The organism is Streptomyces sp. JLBJ103 (assembly GCF_058215575.1).
The window spans coordinates 1,191,982-1,218,027 of the sequence record NZ_CM177089.1; the positions used below are offsets into that span (position 1 = coordinate 1,191,982).

General features: G+C 72.3%; 24 protein-coding genes. 7 read left to right on the top strand and 17 right to left on the bottom strand.

Annotated features, from left to right (window positions below; translation table 11 throughout):
- The first annotated feature begins 71 nt into the window (after positions 1 to 71).
- Positions 72 to 779 carry an ArsR/SmtB family transcription factor gene (locus AC4BEG_RS04940; protein ID WP_490704690.1) on the top strand — a complete coding sequence of 236 codons (708 nt, stop codon included), beginning with the start codon at positions 72 to 74 and terminating at the stop codon, positions 777 to 779.
- Positions 780 to 833: 54 nt separating this feature from the next.
- On the top strand, positions 834 to 1,730 hold the full coding sequence (locus tag AC4BEG_RS04945) for an isocitrate lyase/PEP mutase family protein (protein ID WP_490704691.1): 897 nt from the start codon (positions 834 to 836) through the stop codon (positions 1,728 to 1,730).
- Between the two features lie 43 nt (positions 1,731 to 1,773).
- Here AC4BEG_RS04945 and AC4BEG_RS04950 read toward each other — a convergent pair whose 3' ends face one another.
- Complete coding sequence (locus AC4BEG_RS04950) at positions 1,774 to 2,424, bottom strand: MmyB family transcriptional regulator (RefSeq protein ID WP_490704692.1); 651 nt, start codon at positions 2,422 to 2,424, stop codon at positions 1,774 to 1,776.
- 152 nt (positions 2,425 to 2,576) lie between these two features.
- Here AC4BEG_RS04950 and AC4BEG_RS04955 point away from each other — a divergent pair, with 152 nt between their 5' ends.
- Complete coding sequence (locus AC4BEG_RS04955) at positions 2,577 to 3,275, top strand: DUF5995 family protein (RefSeq protein WP_490704693.1); 699 nt, start codon at positions 2,577 to 2,579, stop codon at positions 3,273 to 3,275.
- 37 nt (positions 3,276 to 3,312) lie between these two features.
- Here AC4BEG_RS04955 and AC4BEG_RS04960 read toward each other — a convergent pair whose 3' ends face one another.
- The 4 genes from AC4BEG_RS04960 to AC4BEG_RS04975 form a co-directional block, all read right to left on the bottom strand.
- On the bottom strand, positions 3,313 to 5,019 hold the full coding sequence (locus tag AC4BEG_RS04960; RefSeq protein ID WP_490704694.1) for a flavin monoamine oxidase family protein: 1,707 nt from the start codon (positions 5,017 to 5,019) through the stop codon (positions 3,313 to 3,315).
- A 65-nt stretch (positions 5,020 to 5,084) separates the two neighbouring features.
- On the bottom strand, positions 5,085 to 5,891 hold the full coding sequence (locus AC4BEG_RS04965; protein WP_490704695.1) for a carbon-nitrogen hydrolase family protein: 807 nt from the start codon (positions 5,889 to 5,891) through the stop codon (positions 5,085 to 5,087).
- Between the two features lie 177 nt (positions 5,892 to 6,068).
- Positions 6,069 to 6,524 (bottom strand): Lrp/AsnC family transcriptional regulator, encoded by a 456-nt coding sequence (locus tag AC4BEG_RS04970; RefSeq protein WP_490704696.1) that lies wholly within the window; start codon positions 6,522 to 6,524, stop codon positions 6,069 to 6,071.
- A gap of 10 nt (positions 6,525 to 6,534) precedes the next feature.
- Positions 6,535 to 8,007 (bottom strand): amino acid permease, encoded by a 1,473-nt coding sequence (locus AC4BEG_RS04975; RefSeq protein WP_490704697.1) that lies wholly within the window; start codon positions 8,005 to 8,007, stop codon positions 6,535 to 6,537.
- A 302-nt stretch (positions 8,008 to 8,309) separates the two neighbouring features.
- Here AC4BEG_RS04975 and AC4BEG_RS04980 point away from each other — a divergent pair, with 302 nt between their 5' ends.
- Together AC4BEG_RS04980 and AC4BEG_RS04985 are read left to right on the top strand one after the other, a co-directional pair.
- Complete coding sequence (locus tag AC4BEG_RS04980; RefSeq protein WP_201873157.1) at positions 8,310 to 8,516, top strand: hypothetical protein; 207 nt, start codon at positions 8,310 to 8,312, stop codon at positions 8,514 to 8,516.
- On the top strand, positions 8,513 to 9,265 hold the full coding sequence (locus AC4BEG_RS04985; RefSeq protein ID WP_490704698.1) for a DUF2637 domain-containing protein: 753 nt from the start codon (positions 8,513 to 8,515) through the stop codon (positions 9,263 to 9,265). The genes AC4BEG_RS04980 and AC4BEG_RS04985 overlap by 4 nt, the downstream gene beginning before the upstream one ends.
- A 382-nt stretch (positions 9,266 to 9,647) precedes the next feature.
- Here AC4BEG_RS04985 and AC4BEG_RS04990 read toward each other — a convergent pair whose 3' ends face one another.
- From AC4BEG_RS04990 to rpe, 3 genes are all read right to left on the bottom strand, one after another.
- On the bottom strand, positions 9,648 to 11,087 hold the full coding sequence (locus AC4BEG_RS04990; protein ID WP_490704699.1) for a GuaB1 family IMP dehydrogenase-related protein: 1,440 nt from the start codon (positions 11,085 to 11,087) through the stop codon (positions 9,648 to 9,650).
- Between the two features lie 183 nt (positions 11,088 to 11,270).
- Positions 11,271 to 12,260: a sugar-binding transcriptional regulator gene (locus AC4BEG_RS04995; protein WP_490704700.1), complete on the bottom strand. Its 990-nt coding sequence runs from the start codon at positions 12,258 to 12,260 to the stop codon at positions 11,271 to 11,273.
- Between the two features lie 112 nt (positions 12,261 to 12,372).
- Positions 12,373 to 13,071 (bottom strand): ribulose-phosphate 3-epimerase, encoded by a 699-nt coding sequence (rpe, locus tag AC4BEG_RS05000; protein WP_490704701.1) that lies wholly within the window; start codon positions 13,069 to 13,071, stop codon positions 12,373 to 12,375.
- Positions 13,072 to 13,294: 223 nt separating this feature from the next.
- On the opposite strand from rpe, the gene AC4BEG_RS05005 reads away from it, so the two are divergent.
- Positions 13,295 to 14,221, top strand: a complete 927-nt coding sequence (locus AC4BEG_RS05005; RefSeq protein WP_490704702.1) for a serine hydrolase — start codon at positions 13,295 to 13,297, stop codon at positions 14,219 to 14,221.
- A 2-nt stretch (positions 14,222 to 14,223) separates the two neighbouring features.
- Here AC4BEG_RS05005 and AC4BEG_RS05010 read toward each other — a convergent pair whose 3' ends face one another.
- From AC4BEG_RS05010 to fmt, 3 genes are all read right to left on the bottom strand, one after another.
- Positions 14,224 to 15,702 (bottom strand): RsmB/NOP family class I SAM-dependent RNA methyltransferase, encoded by a 1,479-nt coding sequence (locus AC4BEG_RS05010; RefSeq protein WP_490704703.1) that lies wholly within the window; start codon positions 15,700 to 15,702, stop codon positions 14,224 to 14,226.
- Between the two features lie 42 nt (positions 15,703 to 15,744).
- Positions 15,745 to 17,667, bottom strand: a complete 1,923-nt coding sequence (locus AC4BEG_RS05015; protein ID WP_490704704.1) for an ABC transporter ATP-binding protein — start codon at positions 17,665 to 17,667, stop codon at positions 15,745 to 15,747.
- A gap of 205 nt (positions 17,668 to 17,872) precedes the next feature.
- On the bottom strand, positions 17,873 to 18,808 hold the full coding sequence (fmt, locus tag AC4BEG_RS05020) for a methionyl-tRNA formyltransferase (RefSeq protein WP_490704705.1): 936 nt from the start codon (positions 18,806 to 18,808) through the stop codon (positions 17,873 to 17,875).
- 287 nt (positions 18,809 to 19,095) lie between these two features.
- On the opposite strand from fmt, the gene AC4BEG_RS05025 reads away from it, so the two are divergent.
- On the top strand, positions 19,096 to 19,620 hold the full coding sequence (locus AC4BEG_RS05025; RefSeq protein WP_490704706.1) for a hypothetical protein: 525 nt from the start codon (positions 19,096 to 19,098) through the stop codon (positions 19,618 to 19,620).
- Positions 19,621 to 19,687: 67 nt separating this feature from the next.
- Here AC4BEG_RS05025 and AC4BEG_RS05030 read toward each other — a convergent pair whose 3' ends face one another.
- The 6 genes from AC4BEG_RS05030 to AC4BEG_RS05055 form a co-directional block, all read right to left on the bottom strand.
- Positions 19,688 to 21,874: a primosomal protein N' gene (locus tag AC4BEG_RS05030; protein WP_490704707.1), complete on the bottom strand. Its 2,187-nt coding sequence runs from the start codon at positions 21,872 to 21,874 to the stop codon at positions 19,688 to 19,690.
- A 113-nt stretch (positions 21,875 to 21,987) separates the two neighbouring features.
- Positions 21,988 to 23,196, bottom strand: a complete 1,209-nt coding sequence (gene metK, locus AC4BEG_RS05035; protein WP_201873118.1) for a methionine adenosyltransferase — start codon at positions 23,194 to 23,196, stop codon at positions 21,988 to 21,990.
- A gap of 242 nt (positions 23,197 to 23,438) precedes the next feature.
- Positions 23,439 to 24,656 (bottom strand): bifunctional phosphopantothenoylcysteine decarboxylase/phosphopantothenate--cysteine ligase CoaBC, encoded by a 1,218-nt coding sequence (gene coaBC, locus AC4BEG_RS05040; protein ID WP_490704708.1) that lies wholly within the window; start codon positions 24,654 to 24,656, stop codon positions 23,439 to 23,441.
- Positions 24,657 to 24,782: 126 nt separating this feature from the next.
- Positions 24,783 to 25,055, bottom strand: coding sequence for a DNA-directed RNA polymerase subunit omega (gene rpoZ / locus AC4BEG_RS05045; RefSeq protein ID WP_005319902.1), 273 nt, complete (start codon positions 25,053 to 25,055; stop codon positions 24,783 to 24,785).
- A 29-nt stretch (positions 25,056 to 25,084) separates the two neighbouring features.
- Complete coding sequence (gmk, locus tag AC4BEG_RS05050; RefSeq protein WP_490704709.1) at positions 25,085 to 25,651, bottom strand: guanylate kinase; 567 nt, start codon at positions 25,649 to 25,651, stop codon at positions 25,085 to 25,087.
- 38 nt (positions 25,652 to 25,689) lie between these two features.
- Complete coding sequence (locus tag AC4BEG_RS05055; protein ID WP_009713618.1) at positions 25,690 to 26,013, bottom strand: integration host factor; 324 nt, start codon at positions 26,011 to 26,013, stop codon at positions 25,690 to 25,692.
- Positions 26,014 to 26,046 lie beyond the last annotated feature (33 nt).

Genomic DNA, 26,046 nt, shown 5'->3' on the forward strand with positions numbered 1-26,046 from the left:
GCACCCCGACAGAACCGCGAGCCCCCGGCCCTTCGGGGACCGCCGAAAGGTCGGGGGCGCACCATGGAGGCATGACGCAGTCCCCGCACAGCGGTCCGCAACTCGCGCGGCTGGCCGCGCTGCTCGCCGACGAGACGCGCGCCGCCATGTGTCTGGCGCTGCTCGACGGGCGGGCGTGGACCGCGGGGGAGCTGGCGCGGTACGCCGGGGTGGCCGCCTCGACCGCCACCGAGCATCTGAACAAGCTGATCGACGGCGATCTCCTGGCCCAGGAGCGCCAGGGCCGGCATCGCTACGTGCGGCTGGCCGGTCCGCAGGTGGCGCAGCTGATCGAGGATCTGTCCGCATATGCCGCGCCACCGGCCCCGCCGCGTACGCTGCGCGCCTCCAGCGCGAGCGCCGCGCTGGCGCGGGCGCGGACCTGTTACGACCATCTGGCCGGGCGGCTGGGCACCGCGATCACCGACGCGATGCTGGAGCGCGGGCTGCTCCAGGGGGCGACGGGGTTCGCGTTGACCGGCAGCGGGATGGACTGGTTCCGGGAGCTGGGCATCGATCTGCCGGATGCCGCCTCGCGCAGGCGGCGGCCGATGGCCCGCAGCTGTCTGGACTGGACCGAGCGGCGGCCGCATCTGGCCGGGGTGGCCGGGGCCGCGCTGTGCCGGCACGCGCTGGACACCGGCTGGTGCGTACGTATCGGCAGCGGACGCGCGCTGCGCGTCAGCCCCGACGGCGAACGGGCCCTGCGCGACCTGCTCGGCGTCACCGCCCTGGCCTGAGCCCCCGCGACGGTTCGGCGGGGACCGAAGCGATACGGACCTACCGTCGGAACCATGAGCGATCACCAGAACCCCGCACCGACACCGCGGGCCGACGGTCATACAGAACGCACAGGCTCCACCGGCCACGCCGCCTTTCACCGGCTCCATCACACCGAACGCCCGCTGCTGCTCCCCAACGCCTGGGACCACGCCTCCGCCGCCGCCCTCGTCCGCCGCGGCTTCCCCGCCATCGGCACCACCAGCCTGGGGGTCGCCGTCGCGGCCGGGCTGCCGGACGCGGCGGGCGCCACCCGCGCGGAGACGCTCACCCTCGCACGCGGGCTGGCCCGCCTTCCCGCGCTGGTGAGCGTGGACATCGAGGGCGGGTTCAGCGAGCGGCCCGAGGAGATCGCCGCGCTCGCGGCCGAGTTGGACGCGGCCGGGGTCGTCGGGGTGAACATCGAGGACGGACGCCCCGACGGCACCCTCGCCCCGCTCGCGCACCAGTGCGCGGTGATCGCGGCGATCAAGGAGCGGGTCCCCCGGCTGTTCGTCAACGCGCGCACCGACACCCACTGGCTCGCCGCCATCGGATTCGCGGACGCGCCCCGGCTGTCGGTGACCGCCGAGCGCCTCGCGGCGTATGTCCAGGCGGGCGCCGACGGTGTCTTCGTCCCCGCGCTCACCGACGAGCACCACATCGCCGCGTTCGCGGACGACCTCGGCGACACCCCGCTCAACGTCCTCTTCTCCCCCGGCCATCACACCTATGAGCGCCTGGCCGAGCTGGGCGTACGGCGGATCAGCTGCGGTTCGCTGCTCTTCCGCGCCGCACTGCACAGCGCCGTCGAGCTGGCCTGGTCCATCGCCCACCCGGAGGCGGCCCACCCGGACAACTCCCGCACCGCGCTTGCCAGCTATGCGGAGGCAGCGTCGCTGTCCGACTTCTGCACAGAAGCGCGCGTATAAGGAGCGACACAACCGGGACGCAACCGGGACGCAAACCGGGATCTCATCCGCTCGGGGCGAGGTCCTGGAGGCCCACGACCCGGAGCAGTTCCAGCCGTTCGGCGGAGTCGCTGCCGGGGCGGGCGGTGTACACGATCAGCCGCTGGCCGTGGTCCGCGCTCAGCAGCACCTCGCACTCCAGCTCCAGTTCCCCCACTACCGGATGCCGCAACCGCCGCACCGGGGAACGCCCTTCGGCACGCTCCTCGCGTTCGCCCGGCGGCCTCGCCGTCAGGTCACCGAACAGGGCCGTCGCCATGGTGTTCCGGGCCAGCACCTCACCCCCGTCGGTGACCACCTGCGCCGGGGTGTCGTACAGCCGGTCCAGGACCCGCAGCAGCCCGGGGCGGATATGCCCGGCGGTGGCCGGATCGTGCGGTGGCTCCTCCCCCGCCAGCCGGAAGAGATGGTCGCGCTCGGCGTCGGTGAGCCGTAGCGCACGGGCCAGCGCGGTGAGCATCCGGCGGGAGGGGTGCGGGCCGCGGGCCTGTTCCAGCCGGGTGTAGTAGTCCGCCGACATCCCGGTGAGCCGGGCCACCTCCTCCCGGCGCAGTCCGGGGGTACGGCGCCGCGGGCCGGGGGTCAGCCCGACATCGGCGGGGGCGAGCCGGGCACGGCGGCGGCGCAGGAAGTCCGCGAATTCCGATCGGTGCACGCCTCCATCGTCACCGCGTCCCGGACGCGTATCCAGGTTGTGCCGGTCCCATGATGGGATGCCAAGTGCGTTGTTGACGGGCGTTAGGCCGATACGGGGAAGCGAGGGCGCTCGGCCGGACGGGACGGGGCCGGGCTGCCACGCTTGCGTCCATGACGATGCCGACCGGCGCGCGGCCCGCACCGCCGCGGAGTGTGAGGAGCGTCGTGGCGCGGATGCGCGCGCTCGGCGCGGAGCTGCCGCCCGGGGACGGGGTGGCGGTCTTCAACCAGGTGTATCTGTCGGTCACCGAGGAGGTCGGCCGGGGGCTCGCGGCCGGGTACTTCCACGACCCGGCCGCCACCGAGGAGCTGGATGTGCGCTTCGCCGGGCGCTATCTGGCGGCCGTGGAGGCGGTGGCGGCGGGGCACCGGCCGCCCGCCTGCTGGCGGCCGCTGTTCGAGCTGCGGTGCCATCCGGAGGTGCGTCCGGTGCAGTTCGCGCTCGCCGGGATCAACGCCCATATCGGCCATGACCTGGCGCTCGCGCTGGTGGACACCTGCCAGGCCCGGGACGTGGAACCGGCCGCGCTGGAGGGCGACTTCGACCGGGTCGGCGTCCTGCTCACCGGTCTTGAGGAGCGGATCCGGGAGGAGCTGATGCCCGGCCCCGATCTGCTCGACGTGGCCGATCCGCTGACCCATCTGGTGGGTTCCTGGAGCCTGGACCGGGCGCGGGACGCCGCGTGGGCGGCGTTCCGCGCCCTGTGGGGGCTGCGCCGACTCCCCGAGCTGGCCGAGGAGTTCACCGAGCGCGTCGATGCGAGTGTGGGCCTGGTCGGGCGCTTTCTGCTCACTCCCCTGCCGTCCTGATCGACGCGCGATGCGGACGGCCGGAGCCCGGCCCGGCTCAGTCCTCCGGCAGTTCCACCGGCGCGATCTCGTCGTAACGGTCGCCCGGCCCCGGGTTCGTGGCGTCGGTGGCGCCGCCGAACTGGTGCATGACGCCCCACACCGCGTTGAGCGCGGTCTGTACGGCGCCCTCGGCCCACCCGGCGGTCCAGGAGATGTCGTCGCCCGCGAGGAAGATGCCGCGCTGGTCCGCGGGCAGCCGGTCCTGCATGAAGTGGGTGAACAGCCGCCGCTGGTAGCGGTAGTGGCCGGGCAGGTTGGCCTTGAACGCGCCCATGAAGTAGGGCTCGTTCTCCCAGGAGACGGTGACCGGGCTGCCGATGATGTGCTTGCGGATGTCCACGTTCGGATAGATCTCCGCAAGCGACTTGAGCATGACCTCCATCCGCTCGTTCGCCGACAGCGGCAGCCACTTGAGGCTGTCGTCGCACCAGGTGTAGGAGAGGCAGATGACGGCCGGGCGGTCCGGGCCGTCGTCCAGCAGGTAGGTGCCGCGGGTCATCCGGTCGGTGAGCGTCATGCTCATGGTGTCGCGCCCGGTGGTCTCGTCCTTGTCCAGCCAGAACGGGCGGTCCACGGGGATGAAGAGCTTGCTGGACTCCATGTAGTGGGTGCGCTCGATCGCCGTCCAGTGGTCGATCGGGAAGAGCGAGTCATCGCAGTCGATCTTGGAGAGCAGCATCCAGGACTGCGCGGTGAAGACGACCGCCCGGTACGAGCGGATGTCCCCGTCCGCGTCGGTGACCACGATGCGGTCGCCCGCGGCACGGTGCAACCGGGTCACGGCCGGGCGCGGATCGCCGCCGTGCAGGGACGACAGCGAGGTGCCGTGCGGCCAGTGGACGATCTTCTGGGGCTCGCGCTCCCACAGCCGCAGCGGAAGCTGCTGGCTGCCGCCGACGATGCCGCGGTGGTGGTCGTCGGCCTCGGTGTAGACGACGCGCAGGATCTCCAGGATGGAGTTGGGGAAGTCGGTGTCCCAGCCGCCGGTGCCGAAGCCGACCTGGCCGAAGATCTCCCGGTGCCGGAAGGAGGTGAAGGCCGAGGAGTCGCAGAGGAAGCCGTAGAACGTCTGGTTGTCCAGCTTCTCCACCAGCCGCGACCAGATCTCGCGGATGCGCGGCACATCCCGTTCGCGGATGGCGCGGTTCATGTCGGAGAAGTCCGCGCCCTCTTCGAGGCACTTGTTCCAGGCGTCGGCGACGTCCCGGTACACCTGGGGCAGGTCGTCGATGGTCTCGGCGTAGTGCGACTCGCCCTTGAGGTCGACCACGGTCGACGGGGTCGACTCGGCCAGCGGGTTCGGGAAGGGCTGGGTCTTCAGGCCCACCAGGTCGATGTAGTGCTGGAGCGCGGTGGAGGACGGCGGGAAGCGCATCGCGCCCATCTCGGCGGTCAGCGACTCGTCGCAGCCCTCGAAGCCGATGGTGCGCAGCCGTCCGCCGATCCGGTCGGCCTCGTAGACGACGGGCTTCAGGCCCATCTTCATCAGCTCGTACGCGGTGATGATGCCGGACAGACCGCCGCCGATGACCGCGACCTCGGCGCCGTGCTCGGTGGCCGGGATCTGGCCCAGGCCCGCCGGGTGGGCCAGGAAGTCGTCGTAGGCGTAGGGGAAGTCCGGCCCGAACATCGTGATGGGCGGGAGGGCGTCGGCCTGCTGCGGCTCGTGCTCGCCGGGCACGGCGGTGGGCATGGACGTCATCGGTACGGACTCCTTGCGGTCGTGCGGGGGTGTGCGCGTGAGGGAGGGGGAACGGGCGCCGGGGCTCAGGTCAGCGACCCGTACAGCCCGGGGCGGCGGTCGCGCAGATAGGGGTTGGTGGTGCGCGAGGCGGCGAGCAGCTCGGGGTCGGCGTCGCCGATGACCAGCTCCTCACCCCGGCCCGCCCGGGTCCGGGTGGTGCCGTCGGGGCTCGCCAGACAGCTCAGCCCCACGAAGTCGAACTCGCCCTCCGGGCCGGTGCGGTTGACGTACGCGATGTACATCTGGCTCTCGAAGGCCCGCACCGGGACCAGGGATTCGGCCACGAACTGGAAGGGGTGCATCTGTGCGGTGGGCACCACCAGCAGATCGGTTCCGGCCAGCGCGTGGGCCCGGACGTTCTCCGGGAACTCCACGTCGTAGCAGATCAGGATGCCGACGGTGAGCCCGCCCAGTTCGGCCTGGACGACGGGGGCGTCACCGGGGGTGAACGCGTCGCGCTCGAAGCAGCCGAAGAGATGGGTCTTGCGGTAGTTGGCGAGCTCGGTGCCGTCGGGGCCGACCAGCCGCGCGGAGTTGTAGACGACCTCCGCGCGCGTCCGGTCGCGCTCGGGGTAGCCGTAGAGGACGGCGAGGCCGTGCGCGGCGGCGATGGCGGCCACCGCCTGCCCGCCGGGCCCGTCGGCGGGCTCGGCCAGCTCCTGGACGCCGTCGCCGATGGCGTAGCCCGTGAGGAACATCTCCGGGGCGATCAGCAGCCCGGCCCCGTCGGCCGCGGCACGCTCGGCGGCCGCGTCGAGGACCGTGAGGTTACGGGCGGGGTCGCCGGGGTGACCGGAGCTCTGGAGCAGGGCGGTGCGCAGCGGCGGCATGGGCAGACCTTGGGGAATCCAGGAGGGGGAGGAAACGACACCCAAAAGGTACGTGTGGCCGAGAACCACCGACAAGGCGCGACCGTTGCGCATCCGCCGTCGATTCATTACGCGTTTCCGGCCCGTGGCAGCGATTCGTTGCGCACGGGCCGGAAACGGCTGGATACCCCGTCCGGATCAGGCCGGAGCGCCGGAGGTGAAGCGCCGTAGCAGCGGCGAGAGCACCAGCACGGACTTGGTGCGCTCCACGAACGGCTCGCCCGCGATGCGCTCCAGCACCCGTTCGAAGTGGCGCATATCGGAGGCGAAGACCTGGACGACGGCGTCCGCGTCGCCGGTGACGGTCGACGCGGACACCACCTCGGGATAGCGCGACAGACCCCGGCGGATGTCGTCGGGAGACGTGTTGTGGCGGCAGAAGAGCTCGATGAAGCCCTCGGTCTCCCACCCCAGCGCCGCCGGGTCCACCCGCACCGTGAAGCCGGTGATGGCCCCCTCGGACCGGAGACGGTCCACCCGCCGCTTGACGGCGGGGGCGGACAGGCCGATCAGATCGCCGATATCGGCGTAACTGCGGCGGGCGTCTTCGGCGAGGGCGTGGACGATGCGTTCGTCGAGGTCGTTCAGTCGCACTGCGGGGGAGTCACTTTTCTGCTGTGGCCAGTCGGGATCGGCGCATGCCGTATCCGAAGTACAGCACAAGCCCGACGGCCATCCAGACACCGAAGACCACCCAGGTCACAACTTCCAGACTGGTCATCATCCACAGGCAGAGCCCGAAGCCGATCAGCGGGAACAGCGGCGAGAGAAGCACCCGGAAGGTGCGCTCCATGGTGGGCCGGGTCCGGCGCAGCACGATCACCGCGATGTTGACCAGCGCGAAGGCGAAGAGGGTGCCGATGCTGGTGGCGTCGGCGAGCTGGCCCAGCGGAATGGCGGCGGCCAGGACGCCGCAGAACAGCGAGACGATCACGGTGTTGGCGCGCGGCACACCCGTCGTGGGGTGGACGGTGGAGAACACCTTGGGCACCAGGCCGTCGCGGGACATCGCGAAGAGGATGCGGGTCTGGCCGTAGAGCACGGTCAGCACCACGGAGGCGATGGCGACGACCGCGCCGGCCGCCAGCAGGACGGCCCAGAAGCTCTGACCGGTGACGTCCTCCATGATCCCGGCGAGCGCGGCCTCCGTGCCGGAGAACTTCTTCCACGGCAGCGCACCCACGGCCACCGCCGCGACCAGGCAGTACAGCGCGGTGACGATGACCAGCGAGAGCATGATCGCGCGGGGCAGGTCACGCTGCGGGTTCTTGGCCTCCTCACCGGCGGTGGAGGCGGCGTCGAAACCGATGTAGGAGAAGAACAGGGTGGCACCGGCGGCACTGACGCCCGCCATGCCCAGCGGCATGAACGGGGTGTAGTTGCCCGCCCGGATGCCGGTGAAGGCGACGGCGCAGAAGAGGACCAGGGCAGCGATCTTCACCCCGACCATGATGGTGTTGGCCCGCGCGCTCTCCTTGGCGCCGCCCAGCAGGAACGCCATGGACAGCAACACCACCAGCAGCGCGGGCAGGTTGAAGATTCCGCCGTCGCCGGGCGGGGCGGACAGCGCGTCCGGGATGGTGATGCCGAGCGTGCCGTCGAGCAGTTCGTTGAGGTAGTCGCCCCAGCCGACGGCGACCGCCGCCACCGAGACGCCGTACTCCAGGATCAGGCACCAGCCGCACACCCAGGCGATCAGCTCGCCCATGGTGGCGTAGGCGTACGAGTACGAGGACCCGGAGACCGGGATGGTGCCCGCGAGTTCCGCGTAGGACAGCGCCGAGAACAGGGCCGTGAGCCCGGCTATGACAAACGACACAATGACCGCGGGTCCCGCATCCGGGACGGCCTCGCCGAGCACCACGAAGATGCCGGTGCCCAGGGTGGCACCGATGCTGATCATGGTGAGCTGCCACATTCCGAGCGAACGCCGCAGGGTTCCGCCCGCGCCCTGACCGCCCTCGGCGACCAGTTGCTCCACGGGCTTACGCCGCATCAGCCGGGCGCCGAACCCGGTCGCCGGAGGCTCTTGCTCCGTGCGCGGGGTCGTGGGCGGGGCTGCGCCGTGCTCCAACACTTAGGTGGCTCCTTTTTCACTGCCGGTCAGGGGTGACGACGACCGACGGCGGACATGCGGCTGCCCGTAGACAAACCCGCAGGTGGGAATCGCCGAGCAGTCGGTCCCCGCCACTCCACGTCAGCGCAAGACCCTATGAGCCGTCCGCCCACGGCCGTAATGCACCACTCTTGCGCATGGGCGGATGAACGTTGCGCGCGGGGGCGTGCGGCGGGGAATTGTTGCGGCCCACTGCAAGAGTGAGCGCGCGATTCACCCGAATGCCGCGATACTGCACCATTTTAGCGGTCGTTGGTGGGGACGTGACCACTGACAGCCTGCAACCACCCGAACACTCAGCGCTCCGTACCGAACCCGTGTTCCGGGCCCGGGACCACGGGGGTGAGGACGAACGCTACCCGCTCGAATACTGTTCGCGGGTGTGGGAGGACTTCCTCCGGGCGCTCAACCGGATCGAAGCCGACTTCCTCCAGCGCTCCGGCACCACGGAACCGGGCGTCAAGGCATGACGTACACCGAGCCGAGGCCGGGCGGCTACGGGCCCCCACCCACCGGCCATCGACCCGCCCACGCTCCCGGCCCCGGAGAGCGGTTCGACGCGGGCGTCGACTACGACGTGAATCCTTTCCCTCTCCCGGACCCCGAGAGCATCGAGGGCCGTTGGGACCTGGAAGGGGATCTGGCACGGCTGCTCCAGACGACCTCCCCCGAGGAACCGCCGCAGCACCCCACCGACTCCATCCGCTCCCCCTCCCACGCCCAGGTCCGCGGTGGCCGCGGCAAGCGGCGCCGGGTGCGCTTCCGGGTGCCGACGATGCCCTGGCTCCAGCTGACCAGCCTGCTGTTCGCGGCGGTCACGACGGTCATCGTCGCCATGCTGAGTGTGCTGGGCGGGATGATCTCCTATCCCCCGCTGCGCTATCTGGCCTCCCCCAGCACCTCGGAGTCCATGGCCGCATGGTGGCCGCTGCTGGTCTACGGGCCGTGGCTGGTCGCCTCGCTGTCGGTGCTGCGGGCCGCGCTGCACCGGCGGGGCGCCGCGCACTCCTGGGCCGTGGTGGTGCTCTTCTCCACCATCGCGGTCTTCCTGTGTGTCGCCCACTCTCCCAAGGACGCGCCCAGCATGGCGGTCGCCGGTCTGCCACCGGTCGCCGCGCTGGTCTCGTTCCACCAGTTGGTACGGCAGATCACGCTCAACAACCCGCCGCGTCACGCCCTGCCCCGCACGCGCGGTGAGCAGCGCGGAATGCAGCGGTGACACGGGGCAGTTGAAGGCCGGCACCAGGGCACACTGCTGTGGCCCCCACTCACCCGAGCCGAGTGGGGGCCACAGCCATGCGGTCGGCTCACGAGCGCGCGGAGGCCGCGAGGCTGTTGTCGATATGCGGCTCCGCCGCGCGGGCGGCCGCGCACGGTCGACCGTCGACAGGGGCCGAGGCGCCCCGGAGGCGAACCGAGCCCCTAAAAGAGGGGGCTAGGCCCTGTCCGGTGGGTCTTATCGGGCCCGCGACGCCTGGCACCGCACCTCGCCGCGTTGTCGAAAGTCGCCCGAGTACGCCCAGTACGAGGGCGATCCTCCGCCTTGCGATGCACGGCACCAGACGCCGCGGGCTGCTCCTCAAAGACCCACCGGACAGGACCTAGTCCCAACTGGCGTGCAGGGGCTTGCCCTCCGCGTAGCCCGCGGCGCTCTGCACCCCCACCACGGCGCGCTCGTGGAACTCCTCCAGGGAGCCCGCGCCCGCGTAGGTGCAGGAGCTGCGGACGCCCGCGATGATCGAGTCGATCAGGTCCTCGACACCCGGGCGGGCCGGGTCCAGGAACATCCGCGAGGTGGAGATGCCCTCCTCGAACAGCCCCTTGCGGGCGCGGTCGTAGGCCGACTCCTCGCTGGTGCGGTTGCGCACCGCCCGCGCGGAGGCCATGCCGAAGCTCTCCTTGTACGGCCGCCCGTCGGCGGTGTGCTGGAGGTCCCCCGGCGACTCGTACGTGCCCGCGAACCAGGAGCCGACCATCACGTTGGACGCCCCGGCGGCCAGCGCCATGGCGACATCACGCGGGTGACGGATGCCGCCGTCAGCCCAGACGTGCTTGCCGAACTTCCGTGCCTCGGCGGCGCATTCGAGCACCGCGGAGAACTGCGGGCGGCCCACACCGGTCATCATCCGGGTGGTGCACATCGCGCCCGGTCCGACGCCGACCTTGACGATGTCGGCACCGGCCTCGATGAGGTCGCGCACCCCCTCGGCGGCGACCACGTTGCCCGCCACCACCGGCACCCGGGGGGCGAGGCCGCGAACGGCCCTGAGCGCGCCGATCATCGACTCCTGGTGGCCATGGGCGGTGTCCACCACGAGGGTGTCCACTCCGGCGTCCAGCAGGGCCTTGGCGCGGCCCTCCACATCGCCGTTGACCCCCACGGCGACGGCGATCCGCAGCCTGCCCGCCGCGTCCACGGCGGGCTGGTAGAGGGTCGCGCGCAGCGCGCCCTTGCGGGTCAGGATGCCGGCCAGACGGCCGTCGGCGTCGACGGCGGGGGCCAGCTTGCGGTGGGCGCCGTCGAGGCGGGTGAACGCGTCGCGCGGGTCGATGTCCGCGTCGAGGACCAGCAGCTCCCGGGACATGACCTCGGAGAGCTGGGCGAAGCGGTCGACACCGGTGAGGTCGGACTCGGTGACCACGCCCACCGGGCGCCCGTCCTCGACCACCACACCCGCGCCATGGGCCCGCTTGGGCAGCAGGGACAGCGCGTCGGCGACGGTCCCGGTGGGCGCGAGCACGATCGGGGTGTCCAGCACCAGATGACGCGCCTTGACCCAGCGCACCACATCGGTGACCACGTCGATCGGGATGTCCTGCGGGATGACGACGAGCCCGCCGCGGCGCGCGACCGTCTCCGCCATCCGGCGGCCCGCGATCGCGGTCATGTTGGCGACGACGAGGGGGATGGTGGTGCCGCTGCCGTCGGGCGAGCTCAGATCCACCCCCTGACGGGAGCCGACCGCGGAGCGGCTCGGCACCATGAACACATCGTCGTAGGTCAGGTCGTACGGGGGCTTCTGATCATTCAGGAAACGCACGTGCTCAACTTCCCAGTCGTTCGGAATCAGCCCTCGACGCAGGAAGCCGAGGAAAACGCACGTACTTCATTCTCCCATGCCACCCCCGCCGCGGGGGCCCGGACGATCATCCAGTCCGCGCCGGGCCCGGTGGTCGGATCGTCCAAATCCGCAACGGGACGGGACGCCGGGGCGAGGGCGGCGCTACGAACCGTCGGGATCGGCGCGGTCCAGCGCCGGACGCGGTCCGGGGCCGGTCTCCAGCAGCAGATGGTCGGCCGCGGCCGTATCCGTCACCAGGCTGGTGACCAGGCCGGACCGCAGCACCGCGCCGATCGCCGCGGCCTTGCGGCCACCGCCCGCGATGGCCACCACCTCGGGGATCCGGCGCAGCCGGTCGGCCTCGACGGTGATGCAGCGCTCGCCGAGGTCGCGGCCGATCCGGCGGCCCTCGGTGTCGAAGAGGTGGGCGGACATCTCGGCGGCGGCGCCGAGCCCGGCGTAGTGGGCCCGCTCCTCCTCGCTGAGCATGTCGTAGACGGTCGAGATACCGGCCTCCCACGAGCCGATGGAGACGGCCGCGACGGTGACCTTGTCGAAGTACTCGAAGGCCCGGGCGATCCCGGTCTGGCCGCGCAGCGCGTCCGCGGTGGCCGTGTCGGGCAGCAGCATCGGGGCGTAGATGGGGTGCGCCTCGCCGCCGGAGACGGCGGCGGCGCGGCGGACCGCCTCCACCGAGCCGCGCTCGGCGGTGCCCGCGTCGTACACACCGGTGAGCTGGACGACGGTGCAGGGCGGGAGCCGGTGCAGCGCGGCCGCCATGTGGATCGTGGACCGCCCCCAGGCCAGCCCCAGCACATCCCCCTCGTTGACCAGCTCGCCCAGCAGATCGGCGGCGACCTCGCCCAGGTTCTCCGGGTCGGGGGTGTCGGCCTCGGCGTCGGCCGGTGACTCGACGACCACCGCGTGCCGCAGGCCGTAGCGGGCGCGCAGCGCGTCGGAACGCTCCGCGTCGAGCTCGGCGGGAACCCGGATCTCGATACGCACCAGGTCGCGCTCGAGCGCGGTCTCCAGTACGCGCGCGACCTTGAAGCGGCTGACCCCGAACTCCTCGGCGATCTGGATCTTGGACTTGCCCTCGAGGTAGAAGCGGCGCGCCATGGCTGCCGCCTGCACCAGTTCGGCGGGTCCCATCCGCGTGGCTGAACGGCCCGTCGACACCGCGGTCTCCTCACTTGTCAATGTTCTGGACTCACCGTTCATCCTGTCAGAAACGGTGGAGTTGGTCCGGCCTTTACCGTTCAGTTCACCGCCCCGTAGCGGAGTGGCCGCACAGTCCGGTGGTGCCCGTCGCCTTCTCTGCCAGCGCGCGCAGCTCCTGGACGGCCTTGGCCGGGTCCTCGGCACCGTAGACCGCGGAACCGGCCACGAACACATCGGCGCCCGCCTCGGCGCAGCGCTCGATGGTCGAGGCGGAGACCCCGCCGTCCACCTGGAGCCACAGTTCAAGGCCGTGCTTGGCGATCAGTTCGCGGGTGCGGCGGATCTTGGGAAGCATGATGTCGAGGAACGCCTGCCCGCCGAAACCGGGCTCCACGGTCATCACCAGCAGCATGTCCAGCTCGGGCAGCAGGTCCTCGTAGGGCTCGATCGGGGTCGCGGGCTTGAGCGCCATCGACGCCCGCGCGCCCTTGGCCCGGATCTCGCGCGCCAGCCGTACCGGCGCGGCCGCGGCCTCCACGTGGAAGGTGACCGAACCGGCTCCGGCCTCGACGTACTGCGGGGCCCAGCGGTCCGGGTCCTCGATCATCAGATGGCAGTCCAGCGGGGTGTCCGTGGCCTTCCCCAGGGCTTCGACCACCGGCACACCGAGGGTCAGATTGGGGACGAAGTGGTTGTCCATCACGTCGACATGGAGCCAATCGGCGCCTTCGACGGCCTTCGCCTCATCCGCCAGGCGGGAGAAGTCGGCGGACAGGATGCTGGGATTGATCTGCGCGGCCATGCCCCCAGCCTCCCATGGCCGGCGCCGGTCCAGGGAGCCGGGATGATCGCGGCCGCTCACGACGTGCGAAATCCTGTCCTGGGGAAATTATGGACACTGAGAGGCAACCCTTGGCTGTCGCATGGGGGTCGTGTCAGTCGAGCGCACCCGATGTGCGCTCGGGACAGAGATGACACACCCCATGACGCACCCGCGACATGACAAGGGAAACGGGCATACGACGATGACGCGACACCGAACACCCCGGCGCCCCCGCGCCGCACTGTCCGTGGCACTGGCCGCGGCCGTGCTCGCGCCTCCGGTGGCCGGGGCGGGGTCGGCGGCGGCCGCGGCGCCGCAGGCGGTCTGCACCTCCGACCGGGCCGGACTGGCCGGCAAGCTCTCCAGGGACATCACCGCGGCGCTGCGCGGGAAGTCCGCGAGCACCGCGGTCAGCCTCCGCGACCGCACCACGGGAACCGTCTGCACCCTGCGCGCGGACCAGAAGTTCGACTCCGCGAGCGTGGTCAAGGTGACGGTGCTGGCCACCCTGCTGTGGGACGCCGGCAAGCACCACCGGCAGCTGACCGGCCGCGAGTCCACGCTCGCCACCAAGATGATCACCAAGTCGGACAACGACGCCACCACCAAGCTCTGGCGGCAGCTGGGCCGGGAGAAGGTCTGCGCGTTCGTCCGGGCCGCCGGGATGCGCCACACCGTGCCCGGCCACGACGGCTACTGGGGGCTCACCCAGATCACCGCCAACGACGAGGAGAAGCTGCTGACGCTGGTGACCCGCCACAACCGGGTGCTCAGCGACGCCTCCCGTGCCTCCATGCTCGAGCTGATGGGCAAGGTCGTCCCCTCCCAGCGCTGGGGCACCCCGGCCGGAGCGCCGGCCGGGGTGCGGATCCAGGTGAAGAACGGCTGGCTGGAGCGGGACACCCACGGCTGGCGGGTGCACAGCGTCGGGGCGTTCACCGGCGGCGGACACAACTACACGATCACGGTGCTCACCCAGGACAACTCCGCGATGGAGACCGGGGTCTCCACCATCGAGGCGGTCTCCCGCGCGGTGCACCGGGATCTCAACCCGGGCACCCACGACGCCAAGCTCTACCTGCCGACCGGCAGCCCGCAGGAGACGCTTCCGGCGGTGCCGGGCAAGTGAGGTCAGCCGGTACGGCGCAGCAGGGCCAGATACATCGCGTCCGTACCGTGCAGATGCGGCCACAGCTGGACGTCGGGGCCGTCGCCGAGCGCGGGGACACCGGGCATCAGCGGGCGGGCGTCGATCCACTCCGCTGTGGCCGCGGGACCGCCCCGGCCCTTGAGGACGTCCTCGACCACGGCCCGGGTCTCGGCCGGGTGCGGTGAGCAGGTGGCGTAGCCGACCACGCCGCCGATCCGTACCGCCGCGAGCGCCTCGCGCAACAGCCCGCGCTGGAGCGGGGCGAATCCGGCCAGGTCCTCGGGGCTGCGCCGCCAGCGCGCCTCGGGACGGCGGCGCAGCGCGCCGAGCCCGGTGCACGGGACGTCGACCAGCACCCGGTCGAAGGTACCCGGCCGCCACGGCGGCCGGGTGCCGTCCGCGGCGATCACCTGGTACGGGCCGGGGTTGCCCGCGAGGGCCCGGCCGACCAGCCGGGCGCGGTGCGGCTGCTTCTCCGCGGCGAGCAGCGAGGCGCCACGCTGGGCGGCGAGCGCGGCGAGCAGCGCGGCCTTGCCGCCGGGGCCGGCGCAGCCGTCCAGCCAGCGCCGGTCCGGCCCGTCCAGCGGGGCGGCCGCGAGTGCGAGGGCCACCAGCTGGCTGCCCTCGTCCTGGACCCCGGCGTGCCCCTCGCGTACGGCCTCCAGCGCCGCGGGCTCCCCGCCCTCGGTGAGCCGCACCGCGTACGGCGACCAGCGGCCCGGCGCCGCGGCCTGGTCTCCGACCGCGGCCAGCAGTTCGTCCGGGGTGGCGCGGCCGGGGCGGGCGACGAGGGTGACCTCGGGTCGTTCGTTGTCGGCCGCGAGCAGGTCCTCGATCCCGGCTCTGCCGCCGCCGAGCGCGTCCCACAGCGCGGAGACGATCCAGCGCGGATGGGAGTGGACGACGGCGAGGTGGTCCTCGGGGTCTTCGTCGTACGGCGGGGCGACCCGCTCCAGCCAGCCGTCGAGGTCGTCGGAGGCGATCCGGCGCAGCACCGCGTTGACGAACTTGGCGCGCCCGTCGCCGAGCACCACCCGGGCCAGTTCGACACTGGCGGAGACCGCGGCGTGGGTGGGGATACGGGTGCCCAGCAGCTGGTGGGCACCGAGGCTGAGGACGTCCAGCACGGGCGGGTCGACCTCGCGCAGCGGACGGTCCACACAGGCGGCGATGATCGCGTCGTAGGTGCCCTGGTGGCGCAGGGTGCCGTAGACCAGCTCGGTGGTGAGCGCCGCGTCCCGGGCGTCGAAGCCCTCGTCCTCCCGTGCCTTGCGGAGCAGCGGCGGGAGGACGAGGTTGGCGTACGCGTCCCGTTCGTCGACGGCCCGCAGCGCCTCGAAGGCGAGGATCCGCACGGGGTCCTTCTTCGGCCGCCGGTAGGGCCGACCGGATGTGCCCCCCTTGCCGGGGTTTCCGGGCGCGGCGGAACGGCGGGGGCGACGAGGGGGCTGGTCGGTCACGGGGAATGTGCTCCGGTGCAGGATCGGGCTGAAAAGGCCAGCCTACGCGGCCGGGGTGGGCACGGTCCGCGCGCCGTCAGCGGCCGGTCCGGCCGTCTCGGTGCCCGGCCGCTCGAACTGGGTCCGGTACAGCTGCGCGTAACGCCCCTCGACGGCGAGCAGTTCGGGGTGCGTACCGCGCTCCACGATCCGTCCGTCCTCGACGACGAGGATGAGGTCCGCGGCCCGCACGGTGGACAGCCGGTGGGCGATGACCACCGCGGTGCGTCCGTCCAGGGCCTCGGCGAGCGCCTCCTGCACGGCCGCCTCGGAGGTGGAGTCCAGATGTGCGGTGGCCTCGTCGAGGATCACCACCCGGGGGCGGGCCAGCAGCAGCCGGGCGATGGTCAGCCGCTGGCGCTCACCGCCGGAGAGCCGGTAGCCGCGCTCCCCTACGACGGTGTCCAGACCGTCCGGCAGCGCCGCGATCATGCCCTCGAGACGGGCCCGGCGCAGCACTTCCCACAGCTCCTCGTCGGTGGCCCCGGGGCGGGCCAGCAGCAGGTTGGCGCGGATGGTCTCGTGGAAGAGATGGCCGTCCTGGGTGACCATGCCGAGCGTGCTGCGCAGGGATTCGGCGGTGAGGTCGCGGACGTCCACACCGGACAGCCGCACCGCGCCGCTGTCGGTGTCGTAGAGCCGGGGCAGCAGTTGGGCGATGGTCGACTTGCCCGCGCCGGAGGAGCCGACGAGGGCGACCATCTGGCCCGGTTCGGCGCGGAAGGACACCTCGTGCAGCACCTGGACGCCGCCGCGGGTGTCGAGGTTCGCGACCTCCTCCAGGGAGGCGAGGGACACCTTGTCGGCGGCCGGGTAGCCGAAGCCGACGCGGTCGAACTCGACGGACACCGGGCCGTCCGGGACCTCCTGGGCGTCCGGCTTCTCGCTGATCAGCGGCTTGAGATCGAGCACTTCGAAGACCCGCTCGAAGCTGACGAGCGCGCTCATGACCTCCACCCGCGCCCCGGCGAGCGATGTCAGCGGGGCGTAGAGCCGGGTGAGCAGCAGCGCGAGCGAGACGACCGCGCCGGGGTCCAGCCGGCCGTTCAGCGCGAACCAGCCGCCGAGGCCGTAGACCAGGGCCAGGGCCAGTGCGGAGACCAGGGTCAGGGCGGTGACGAAGGAGACCTGGACCATCGCGGTGCGCACCCCGATGTCCCGCACCCGCCGGGCCCGCGCGGCGAACTCCCGGGACTCCTCGGCGGGGCGTCCGAAGAGCTTGACGAGGGTCGCGCCGGGGGCGGAGAACCGCTCGGTCATCTGGGTGCTCATGGCGGCGTTGTGGGCCGCCGCCTCGCGCCGCAGTCCGGCGAGCCTGCCGCCGACCCGGCGGGCGGGCAGCAGGAACAGCGGCAGGAGCAGCAGTGCCACCAGGGTGACCTGCCAGGAGATGCCGATCATCACCACCAGGGTGAGCAGCAGGGTCACCAGGTTGCTCACCACACCGGAGAGGGTGTCGCTGAACGCCCGCTGCGCGCCGATGACATCGTTGTTGAGCCGGCTGACCAGCGCACCGGTGCGGGTGCGGGTGAAGAAGGCCACCGGCATCCGCTGGACGTGGTCGAAGACCGCGGTGCGCAGATCGAGGATCAGCCCCTCGCCGATGTTCGAGGACAGCCATCGCGTCAGCAGTCCGAGGGCCGCCTCGGCCACCGCGATCAGGGCGATGAGCGCGGCCAGCCCGAGGACAGTGCCCTGTCCCGAACGGTGGATGATCGCGTCCACCACCCGGCCCGCCAGCAGCGGCGTCGCCACCGCGAGCGCCGCCGTGACCGTGCTCAGCAGCAGAAACAGCAGCAGCGGACGGCGGTGGGGCCGGGCGAACGCGCCGATACGGCGCAGCGTCGCGCGGGAGAAGGGACGGCGGTCATCGCTGGCGTTCGAGGCGTGGTGCAGGGAATGCCAGGCGGTGACTTCCATGTCCATCGCGCACCTCCGAGGTCCGGGGTGCCGCCCCCAATGAGACCGGCCGATCCGGACCAGCGGCACACCAGGGACGCTAAGACTTCAAGCAAGGTTGAAGTCAAGCGGCCCGCGGATGACGCGGGTGCGTCGGGGCGCGCCCGGGGCGTGTCGTTCACCTGGGCACGCCCCCGGCGCCGCCCGGCGCGTTCGCCGGATGCGTCGCGTCCTACGACGCTCCCAAACGCTCCCCCTCGGCGATCCGCACCCCGCGGGCCCAGTCGGCGGCGAGCATCGGCTTCTTGCCCTGCGGACGGACCCAGCTCAGCTCCACCGCATGGCTGCCGGTGCCCACGTAGACCGCCTTCTTGGTCACCGCCATCGCACCCGGCTCCAGGTCCGTGCGGTCCGGCACCTGTGCCGCGGACACCACCTTCAGCCGCTCACCGCGGAAGGTCGTCCACGCACCGGGCGCCGGGGCGCACGCCCGCACCACCCGGTCCACGCGCAGCGCGGGCGCGGCCCAGTCGATCTCCGCGTCCTCCACATTGATCTTCGGAGCGAGCGAGATGCCCTCGGCGGGCTGCGGTACGGCGCGCAGCGTGCCGTCCTCGATGCCGTCCATCGTCGCCGCGAGCAGCCCGGCCCCGGCGAAGGCCAGCCGGGTCAGCAGATCGCCGCTGGTGTCGGTGGCCCGGACGTCCTCGGTGACCACCCCGTACACCGGGCCGGAGTCAAGACCCTCCTCGATCTGGAAGGTGGACGCCCCGGTCACCTCGTCACCCGCGAGCACCGCGTGCTGTACCGGTGCCGCACCGCGCCAGGCGGGGAGCAGCGAGAAGTGCAGATTGACCCAGCCATGCGCCGGGATCTCCAGCGCCGCCTTGGGCAGCAGCGCCCCGTACGCCACCACCGGACAGCAGTCCGGTGCGATCTCGCCCAGCCGCGCCAGGAACTCCGGGTCCCGCGGCTTGGCGGGCTTGAGCACCTCGATCCCCGCCTCCTCGGCCCGCTCCGCGACCGGGCTGGCCACCAGCCGGCGGCCGCGCCCCGCGGGTGCGTCGGGACGGGTCACCACGGCCACCACCTCGTGCCGGTCCGACGCGATCAGCGCGTCCAGGGCGGGCAGTGCGACCTCGGGGGTACCGGCGAAGACGAGCCTCATGGGTGGTGAACTACCTCTCACACACAGCGGAAACGGCGCCTCAGTCTATGGTCCGCCATCCAGGGGGCGTACGGCCCGACCCCCGCACGCCCCGGACCGTGACCGACGGGCGGGTGCCGCGTTGGTCAAGAGAGATTGACCCCATCGGGCCGCGCCAAGCGGCCCGATCTGTCTCCCCGACCCATCGTCATCTCCGGACTCCCCCGACCCTCCCCGCTCCCCCATCCCCCCAGTCCCCCAACCCCCCATCTCCGTTTCCCTTCCACGCCGGTTCGAGAGGCTTGTTCATGGCCGACCACGCAACCCACGACGCCCAGGCACGGGCCAGCCTGCACCTCCTGGTCCGGGACATCGAGCGGGTCCGCCGACAGGTGGACGCGCTGCGTACGCTCACCGCCCAGCTCGGCAATGTCTACCGTCCGCGACGCACCGGCCCGTCCGCCGGCTTCGTGGTCTACGGTCGCGCCCCGGCCCCCACCGTGCGGCTGGCCCAGGAACTGCGGGACAGCGTCGAGACACTGGTCACGGCGGCGGTGGACTTCGACCGCTCGCTCGGCTTCTCCTGGGACGCGGTGGGTTCCGCACTGGGCGTCACCAAGCAGGCGGTGCACCGCCGTTACGGCGCCCGGCGGGCCGCGGCGCAGACCACGGGCGAGGGCGGCGAGGCCCCGGCGGCCCGTCCGGACGGGCCGACCGCGCTGCCCTCGCCCACCCTGCCGTCGGTCCCCGCCGCCCGGTCCGGCCCTCCGCAGCCCGCTCCCTTGCGGGAAGAAGCCCGCCCGAGCGCCTTCCCCAGCCCGCGCAACGGCTGACCCGAGGTCCTCTCCCCGGCATGGCCGGACTCCGCGGATCGCCGACAACCGCGGACGGGCCACCGCCTCAACCGATCTCGAGCGGATCCACCCGGACCGCCGGGTCCTTCTCGCCCCGGGCCAGACGGCGCGCCTTCGCCTCCTTCAGGGCCGCGGCCAGCGCGCTGCCCTGGCCGGGGCGGACGCGGATCAGCGCACGCTCCCATTGCTCGCCCGGCGGTGGATCGCCGGGGCGGCGGGGGCGGCCCGGCTCGGTGACCGGCAGCGGTACGGGCCCGAGGGTTTCCGCGCCCTCCGGCAGCCCCGCCGATGCGATCAGCTCGGCCACCGCCTCCGCGGGACCGGACACCGCCGCCATCCGCGAGACCGGCGGAAAGCCCAACTGGGCCCGCTCGGCCAGCTCCCGGGCCGCGTAACCGGCCGGGTCCCAGCGCACCAGCGCCTGGACGGGGCGCAGCGTGGGCTCCGCGATCACCACCACCGTGCCGCCGCCGTCCGCGCCGCCACCGGCCGCACCGCCGCCCTCGCCATGGCCGCGGACCAGGGACGCCGCCTCCAGCCAGTGGCGCAGCGCGTCCTCGCCCGCCCGTAGATCGGGACGGCCCAGCAGGGCCCAGCCGTCCAGCAGCAGCGCCGCCGCATAGCCGCCCTCGGCGACCGGCTCGGCGCCCGGGGTGCTGACCACCAGCGCCGGGCGGTCGGGCACCGTGCTCAGCACATGGTCCCGGCCGGAGGTCCGGATGGGCACGGCCGGGAAGGCCCGGCCCAGCTCCTCGGCGGTGCGCCGGGCGCCCACCACGCTCGCCCGCAGTCGCGCTCCCCCGCAGGCCGCGCAGTGCCAGCCCGTCTCGGGCCGTCCGCACCAGCCGCACCCCAGACGGTCGGCGTCCCGCGCCTCCAGCGGGCCCGAGCAGTGGGCGCAGCGCGCGGGCTCCCGGCAGCGCTCACAGGCCAGCCGGGGCACATAGCCCCGGCGCGGCACCTGCACCAGCACCGGGCCGCGGGTCAGCGCCTCGCGCACCGTCTGCCAGGCGAGCGTGGGCAGCCGGGCGGCACGGGCCTCGGCGTCCCGGGCCACCTCGCCCTCGTCGACCGTACGGATCAGCGGCGCGGCGGCGCGGACCTGGTCACGACCGGCCTCCAGGGGCCGCGCCCAGCCGTTCTCCACCAGCTGGGCGGCCTCCACGGTGCGGCCGAGGTCACCCAGCAGAAAGCCGGTCCGCTCCTGGACCGCGCGCAGCAGCAGCACATCGCGGGCGTGCGGACGCGGCAGATGGTCATCGCTGTGGCTCTGGTCCCCGTCGTCCCAGATCCCCACCAGGCCCAATTCCCGGACGGGGGCGAACATCGCCGCCCGGGTGCCCACCACGGCCCGTACCGCGCCGCGGCTGACCGCCAGCCACCGGCGGTAGCGCTCCTCGGGCCCGAGCTCGGCGGTGAGCAGCACATGCCGCCCCGGGCCACCGAGCGCGCGGGTGAGTGCCTCGTCCACCCGGGCGGCCTTCTTCCCGTCGGGCACCACGACCAGGGCCCCGCGCCCGGAAGCGAGGGTGGCGGCCATGGCGGCGGCCCATTCGCCGGGCCAGTGCGGTCCGGGCAGGGCGGTCCATACGGCGCGCGGCCGGTCGCCGCGCGCGAGCGCCTCCAGAAACCCGGGCCCGGCCGGATAGCGCGCCCAGGTGCCGGGCGCGGGAGGCGGAGGGGGCGGCAGCGGCGGCGGGGACGGTTCGGCCTCGGCGCGCGCGCTGCGCCGGGGCAGGGCGAGCTGGAGCACATCGGCGAGCGATCCGGCATAGCGGTCGGCGACCGCCCGGCACAGCGCCAGCAGCCCGGGGGCGAGCACCGGCTCCGGGGAGACCACCTGGGCCACCGCGGCCAGCGGGCCGCGGAAGTCGGATTCGGCGACCCGCTCGATGATGTAGCCGTCGAGCAGTCCGCCGCCCTCCCGGCGGCCTTCGCGCACCTTGCCCGTACCGGCTCCGAACCGCACCCGCACCCGCACCCCGGGCCGGGCCTCGGCGTCCATCTCGGCCGGAACGGCGTAGTCCCACAGCTTGTCCAGGTGCACCGGCCCCTTATCGACGAGGACCTTGGCCACCGGCAGCTCCGCGGCCAGCGCCGCCCCCCGCCAGGTGCGCGGCTTGGCCCGCGGCACCTTGGCCTTGCGCACGGTGTCCCGGATGAGCGCGAGCTGCTCCCCGGCGGGCGGCCGCGCCTCGGCGTCCCGCTTCGACCGCTCGTTCTCGCTGCTCACAGCTCAAGTCTTAGCAGACGGCGCGGACACCGGAGCGCGTCACCGGCCGCCGGACGTCCGAAGGCCCGGCCACCCCTGCCGGGGTGCCGGGCCTTCCGATGGGCCGAGGGGGCTTACAGACCCGCGGCGGCGCGGAGCGCGTCCACGCGGTCGGTGCGCTCCCAGGTGAAGTCCGACAGCTCACGGCCGAAGTGACCGTAGGCCGCGGTCTGGGCGTAGATCGGGCGCAGCAGGTCGAGATCGCGGATGATCGCGGCCGGGCGCAGGTCGAAGACCTCGGAGATGGCCTTCTCGATCTTCTCGTGGTCGATGGTGGCGGTGCCGAAGGTCTCGACGAAGAGACCGACCGGCTCGGCCTTGCCGATGGCGTACGCGACCTGGACCTCGCAGCGCTGGGCGAGCCCGGCGGCGACGACGTTCTTGGCGACCCAGCGCATCGCGTAGGCGGCGGAGCGGTCGACCTTGGACGGGTCCTTGCCGGAGAAGGCGCCGCCACCGTGGCGGGACATCCCGCCGTAGGTGTCGATGATGATCTTGCGGCCGGTGAGACCGGCGTCACCCATCGGGCCGCCGATCTCGAAGCGGCCGGTGGGGTTGACCAGCAGGCGGTAGCCCTCGGTGTCGAGCTTGATGCCGTCCTCGACCAGCTCGTTCAGCACATGCTCGACGACGAATTCCCGGATGTCGGGGGCGAGCAGCGAGTCCAGGTCGATGTCGGAGGCGTGCTGCGAGGAGACGACGACGGTGTCCAGCCGGACCGCCTTGTTGCCGTCGTACTCGATGGTGACCTGGGTCTTGCCGTCCGGGCGCAGGTAGGGGATGGTCCCGTTCTTGCGGACGTCGGACAGCCGGCGGGAGAGCCGGTGCGCCAGGTTGATCGGCAGCGGCATCAGCTCGGGGGTCTCGTCGCATGCGTAGCCGAACATCAGGCCCTGGTCACCGGCGCCCTGCTTGTCCAGCTCGTCCTCGTCGCCCTCGACCCGGAGCTCATAGGCGGAGTCGACGCCCTGGGCGATGTCCGGGGACTGTGAGCCGATCGACACCGAGACACCGCAGGAGGCGCCGTCGAAGCCCTTCTTCGACGAGTCGTAGCCGATCTCGAGGATCTTGTTACGGACGAGCGTCGCGATCGGGGCGTACGCCTTGGTGGTCACCTCGCCGGCCACATGCACCAGGCCGGTGGTGATCAGGGTCTCGACCGCGACCCGGGAGGTCGGGTCCTCCTTGAGGAGGGCATCGAGAATGGTGTCGCTGATCTGGTCAGCGATCTTGTCAGGGTGGCCCTCGGTCACAGATTCCGAGGTGAACAGGCGGCGGGACACATCGCTCCCTGGGGTTGCAGCGGCTGCTGGCTGATCATTGGCGGGACCGCTCGGGGGCTGCGCCCGGTGCGGTTCCTCGGCCAGTTTATCCGGCGGGTGGGCCGGTCGAGCATCCCCGTCCCACAGAACGGGCAGGCCGTGACCTGGAACATACCTCGCCGGGAGCGGAAAAACAGCAGGGGCCACCATGCAGGAAGGTGTCATGGCCCGATCGGAGGCGCTCCGGCCACGGGCCGGGCCGGTCAGCGCAGCCGGGCCGCCACAAGATCCCAGACGGTGTCGGCCAGGGCGTCCTTGGGGCCGTACGGAATGGGGGTCTCGGTGCCGTCGGCCGCGAGCACAACGGCCTCATTGGCCTCGGAGCCAAACGTCTTGTGCTCCCCCACCTCGTTCACCACGAGCAGATCGCAGCCCTTGCGGGCCAGCTTGGCGCGGCCGTTGGCCAGCACATCGTCGGTTTCGGCGGCGAAGCCCACGACGATCTGGCCGGGGCGGGCGCGATCCGCGGAGATCTCCGCGAGAATGTCTGGATTTCGCACTAGGGCGAGCGGCTCGGGCTCGGCCCCCTCCTGCTTCTTGATCTTGCCCTGGGCGTAGTGGGCGGGCCGGAAGTCGGCGACGGCGGCGGCCATCACCACGGCGTCGGCGTCCGCGGCGGCCTTCAGGACCGCCTCCCGCAGTTGGGCGGCGGTGCCCGCGCGCACCACATCGGCACCGGCCGGGTCGGCCAGCTCGCTGTTGGCCGAGACCAGGGTCACCCGGGCGCCCCGGGCGACGGCGGCGCGGGCGAGGGCGTAGCCCTGGCGGCCGGTGGAGCGGTTGCCGAGGAAGCGCACCGGGTCCAGCGGCTCACGGGTGCCGCCCGCGCTGATCACCACATGGCGTCCGGCGAGGTCCTGCTCACCGGCGCGCTCACCGCGGGCCAGCACCCGGCGGCAGACCTCGAAGATCTGCTCGGGGTCGGGCAGCCGGCCCTTGCCGGTGTCCACCCCGGTCAGCCGGCCGACGGCGGGCTCGATGACCAGCGCGCCCCGGCGGCGCAGGGTGGCCACGTTCTCCCGGGTGGCGGGGTGCTCCCACATCTCGGTGTGCATGGCGGGGGCGAAGACGACCGGACACCGCGCGGTGAGCAGCGTATTGGTCAGCAGGTCGTCGGCGAGGCCGTGGGCGGCTTTGGCGAGGAGGTCGGCGGTGGCGGGGGCGACCACGACAAGGTCAGCGGACTGGCCGATGCGGACGTGCGGGACCTCGTGGACCGACTCCCACACCTCGGTCCCCGCGGGCTGTCCGGACAGCGCCGACCAGGTGGCCTCGCCGACGAAGTGCAGCGCCGAGGCGGTGGGCACCACACGGACGTCATGCCCCGACTCGGTGAGGCGCCGCAGCAGCTCACACGCCTTGTACGCGGCGATCCCGCCGCTGACGCCCAGCACGACCCTGGGCCTGTCCGCCGTGGTCATCGCTTGCCTCTCCCCGCCGTGTACGCCCTCGTACCCACCCATGACACACCACGAGCCCGGCGCTGAAGGACCTTCAGCCTCCGCTGGAAGGTGCCCCGTGCCGGGCCGGTGATGAGCGATCTGAGACTACTGCGCCGGGCCTTCGATGGCCTCGGAGGTCAGCAGACCCGCGTTGATCTCGCGGAGCGCGATCGAGAGCGGCTTCTCGTGGACGTGGGTGTCCACCAGGGGGCCGACGTACTCGAGCAGGCCCTCGCCGAGCTGGGAGTAGTACGCGTTGATCTGACGCGCACGCTTGGCCGCGTAGATCACGAGGCTGTACTTCGAGTCAGTGGCCTCGAGCAGCTCGTCGATCGGCGGGTTGATGATGCCCTCGGGCGCGGTGATGGAAGAGGACACGCTCTACCTTCCGAAAGGGGGAAAAAGATCTATAGAACCTTCATCAAGGCTAGCAGCTCGCGCGACACGTCCTCGACGGAGGTATTGACCAGGGTCCGGTCGAACTCGGACTCCGCGGCCAGCTCGGTTCTGGCGGCCTCCAGCCGCCGTTCGATGACCTCCGGCGCCTCGGTGCCCCGGCCGGTGAGCCGGCGCACCAGCTCCTCCCAGCTGGGCGGGGCGAGGAAGACGAGCTGCGCCTCGGGCATGGACTCGCGGACCTGGCGGGCGCCCTGGAGGTCGATCTCCAGGAGCACCGGCTCGCCCGCTTCGAGGCGGTCGAGGACGGCCTGCCGCGGGGTGCCGTAGCGGTTGCCCGCGAACTCGGCCCACTCCAGCAGCTCACCGTTGGCGATGAGCTTGTCGAACTCCCCGTCGTCCACGAAGAAGTACTGGACGCCGTGCTGCTCGCCGGGGCGGGGCTTGCGGGTCGTGGCGGAGACCGAGAGCCAGACCGCGGGGTGTTCTGTACGCAGATGGGCGACGACCGTGCTCTTGCCGACCCCGGAGGGGCCGGAGAGCACGGTCAGTCGCGGACGTGCGGAGTGTGCTGCCATGCAGCGATTATCCAGGTTCCCGGAGGTGCCTGGAAACGTCAGCCGGCGGCGCCGCCGAACTCACGCTCGAGAGATGCGATCTGGTTGGAGCCGAGACCCCGCACGCGGCGGCTCTCGGAGATGCCGAGGCGCTCCATGATCTGCTTGGCGCGGACCTTGCCGACGCCGGGCAGGGACTCGAGGAGAGCCGAGACCTTCATCTTGCCGATGACATCGTTCTCCTGGCCCTGCTTGATGACCTCGTGCAGGGAGGCGCCGGAATGCTTGAGCCGATTCTTGACCTCGGCGCGCTCCCGGCGAGCCGCGGCGGCCTTTTCGAGCGCGGCTGCGCGCTGTTCAGGGGTAAGGGGCGGAAGAGCCACGCCTTCGTCACCTCGGATATCGAACTGTCGGAT

Coding starts and splice junctions, on each gene's coding strand:
- AC4BEG_RS04940 (WP_490704690.1), top strand. CDS start 72: ATGACGCAGTCCCCGCACAGCGGTCCGCAACTCGCGCGGCTGGCCGCG.
- AC4BEG_RS04945 (WP_490704691.1), top strand. CDS start 834: ATGAGCGATCACCAGAACCCCGCACCGACACCGCGGGCCGACGGTCAT.
- AC4BEG_RS04955 (WP_490704693.1), top strand. CDS start 2,577: ATGACGATGCCGACCGGCGCGCGGCCCGCACCGCCGCGGAGTGTGAGG.
- AC4BEG_RS04960 (WP_490704694.1), bottom strand. CDS start 5,019: ATGACGTCCATGCCCACCGCCGTGCCCGGCGAGCACGAGCCGCAGCAG.
- AC4BEG_RS04965 (WP_490704695.1), bottom strand. CDS start 5,891: ATGCCGCCGCTGCGCACCGCCCTGCTCCAGAGCTCCGGTCACCCCGGC.
- AC4BEG_RS04985 (WP_490704698.1), top strand. CDS start 8,513: ATGACGTACACCGAGCCGAGGCCGGGCGGCTACGGGCCCCCACCCACC.
- AC4BEG_RS04995 (WP_490704700.1), bottom strand. CDS start 12,260: ATGGGACCCGCCGAACTGGTGCAGGCGGCAGCCATGGCGCGCCGCTTC.
- rpe (WP_490704701.1), bottom strand. CDS start 13,071: ATGGCCGCGCAGATCAATCCCAGCATCCTGTCCGCCGACTTCTCCCGC.
- AC4BEG_RS05005 (WP_490704702.1), top strand. CDS start 13,295: ATGACGCGACACCGAACACCCCGGCGCCCCCGCGCCGCACTGTCCGTG.
- AC4BEG_RS05015 (WP_490704704.1), bottom strand. CDS start 17,667: ATGGACATGGAAGTCACCGCCTGGCATTCCCTGCACCACGCCTCGAAC.
- fmt (WP_490704705.1), bottom strand. CDS start 18,808: ATGAGGCTCGTCTTCGCCGGTACCCCCGAGGTCGCACTGCCCGCCCTG.
- AC4BEG_RS05025 (WP_490704706.1), top strand. CDS start 19,096: ATGGCCGACCACGCAACCCACGACGCCCAGGCACGGGCCAGCCTGCAC.
- coaBC (WP_490704708.1), bottom strand. CDS start 24,656: ATGACCACGGCGGACAGGCCCAGGGTCGTGCTGGGCGTCAGCGGCGGG.
- gmk (WP_490704709.1), bottom strand. CDS start 25,651: ATGGCAGCACACTCCGCACGTCCGCGACTGACCGTGCTCTCCGGCCCC.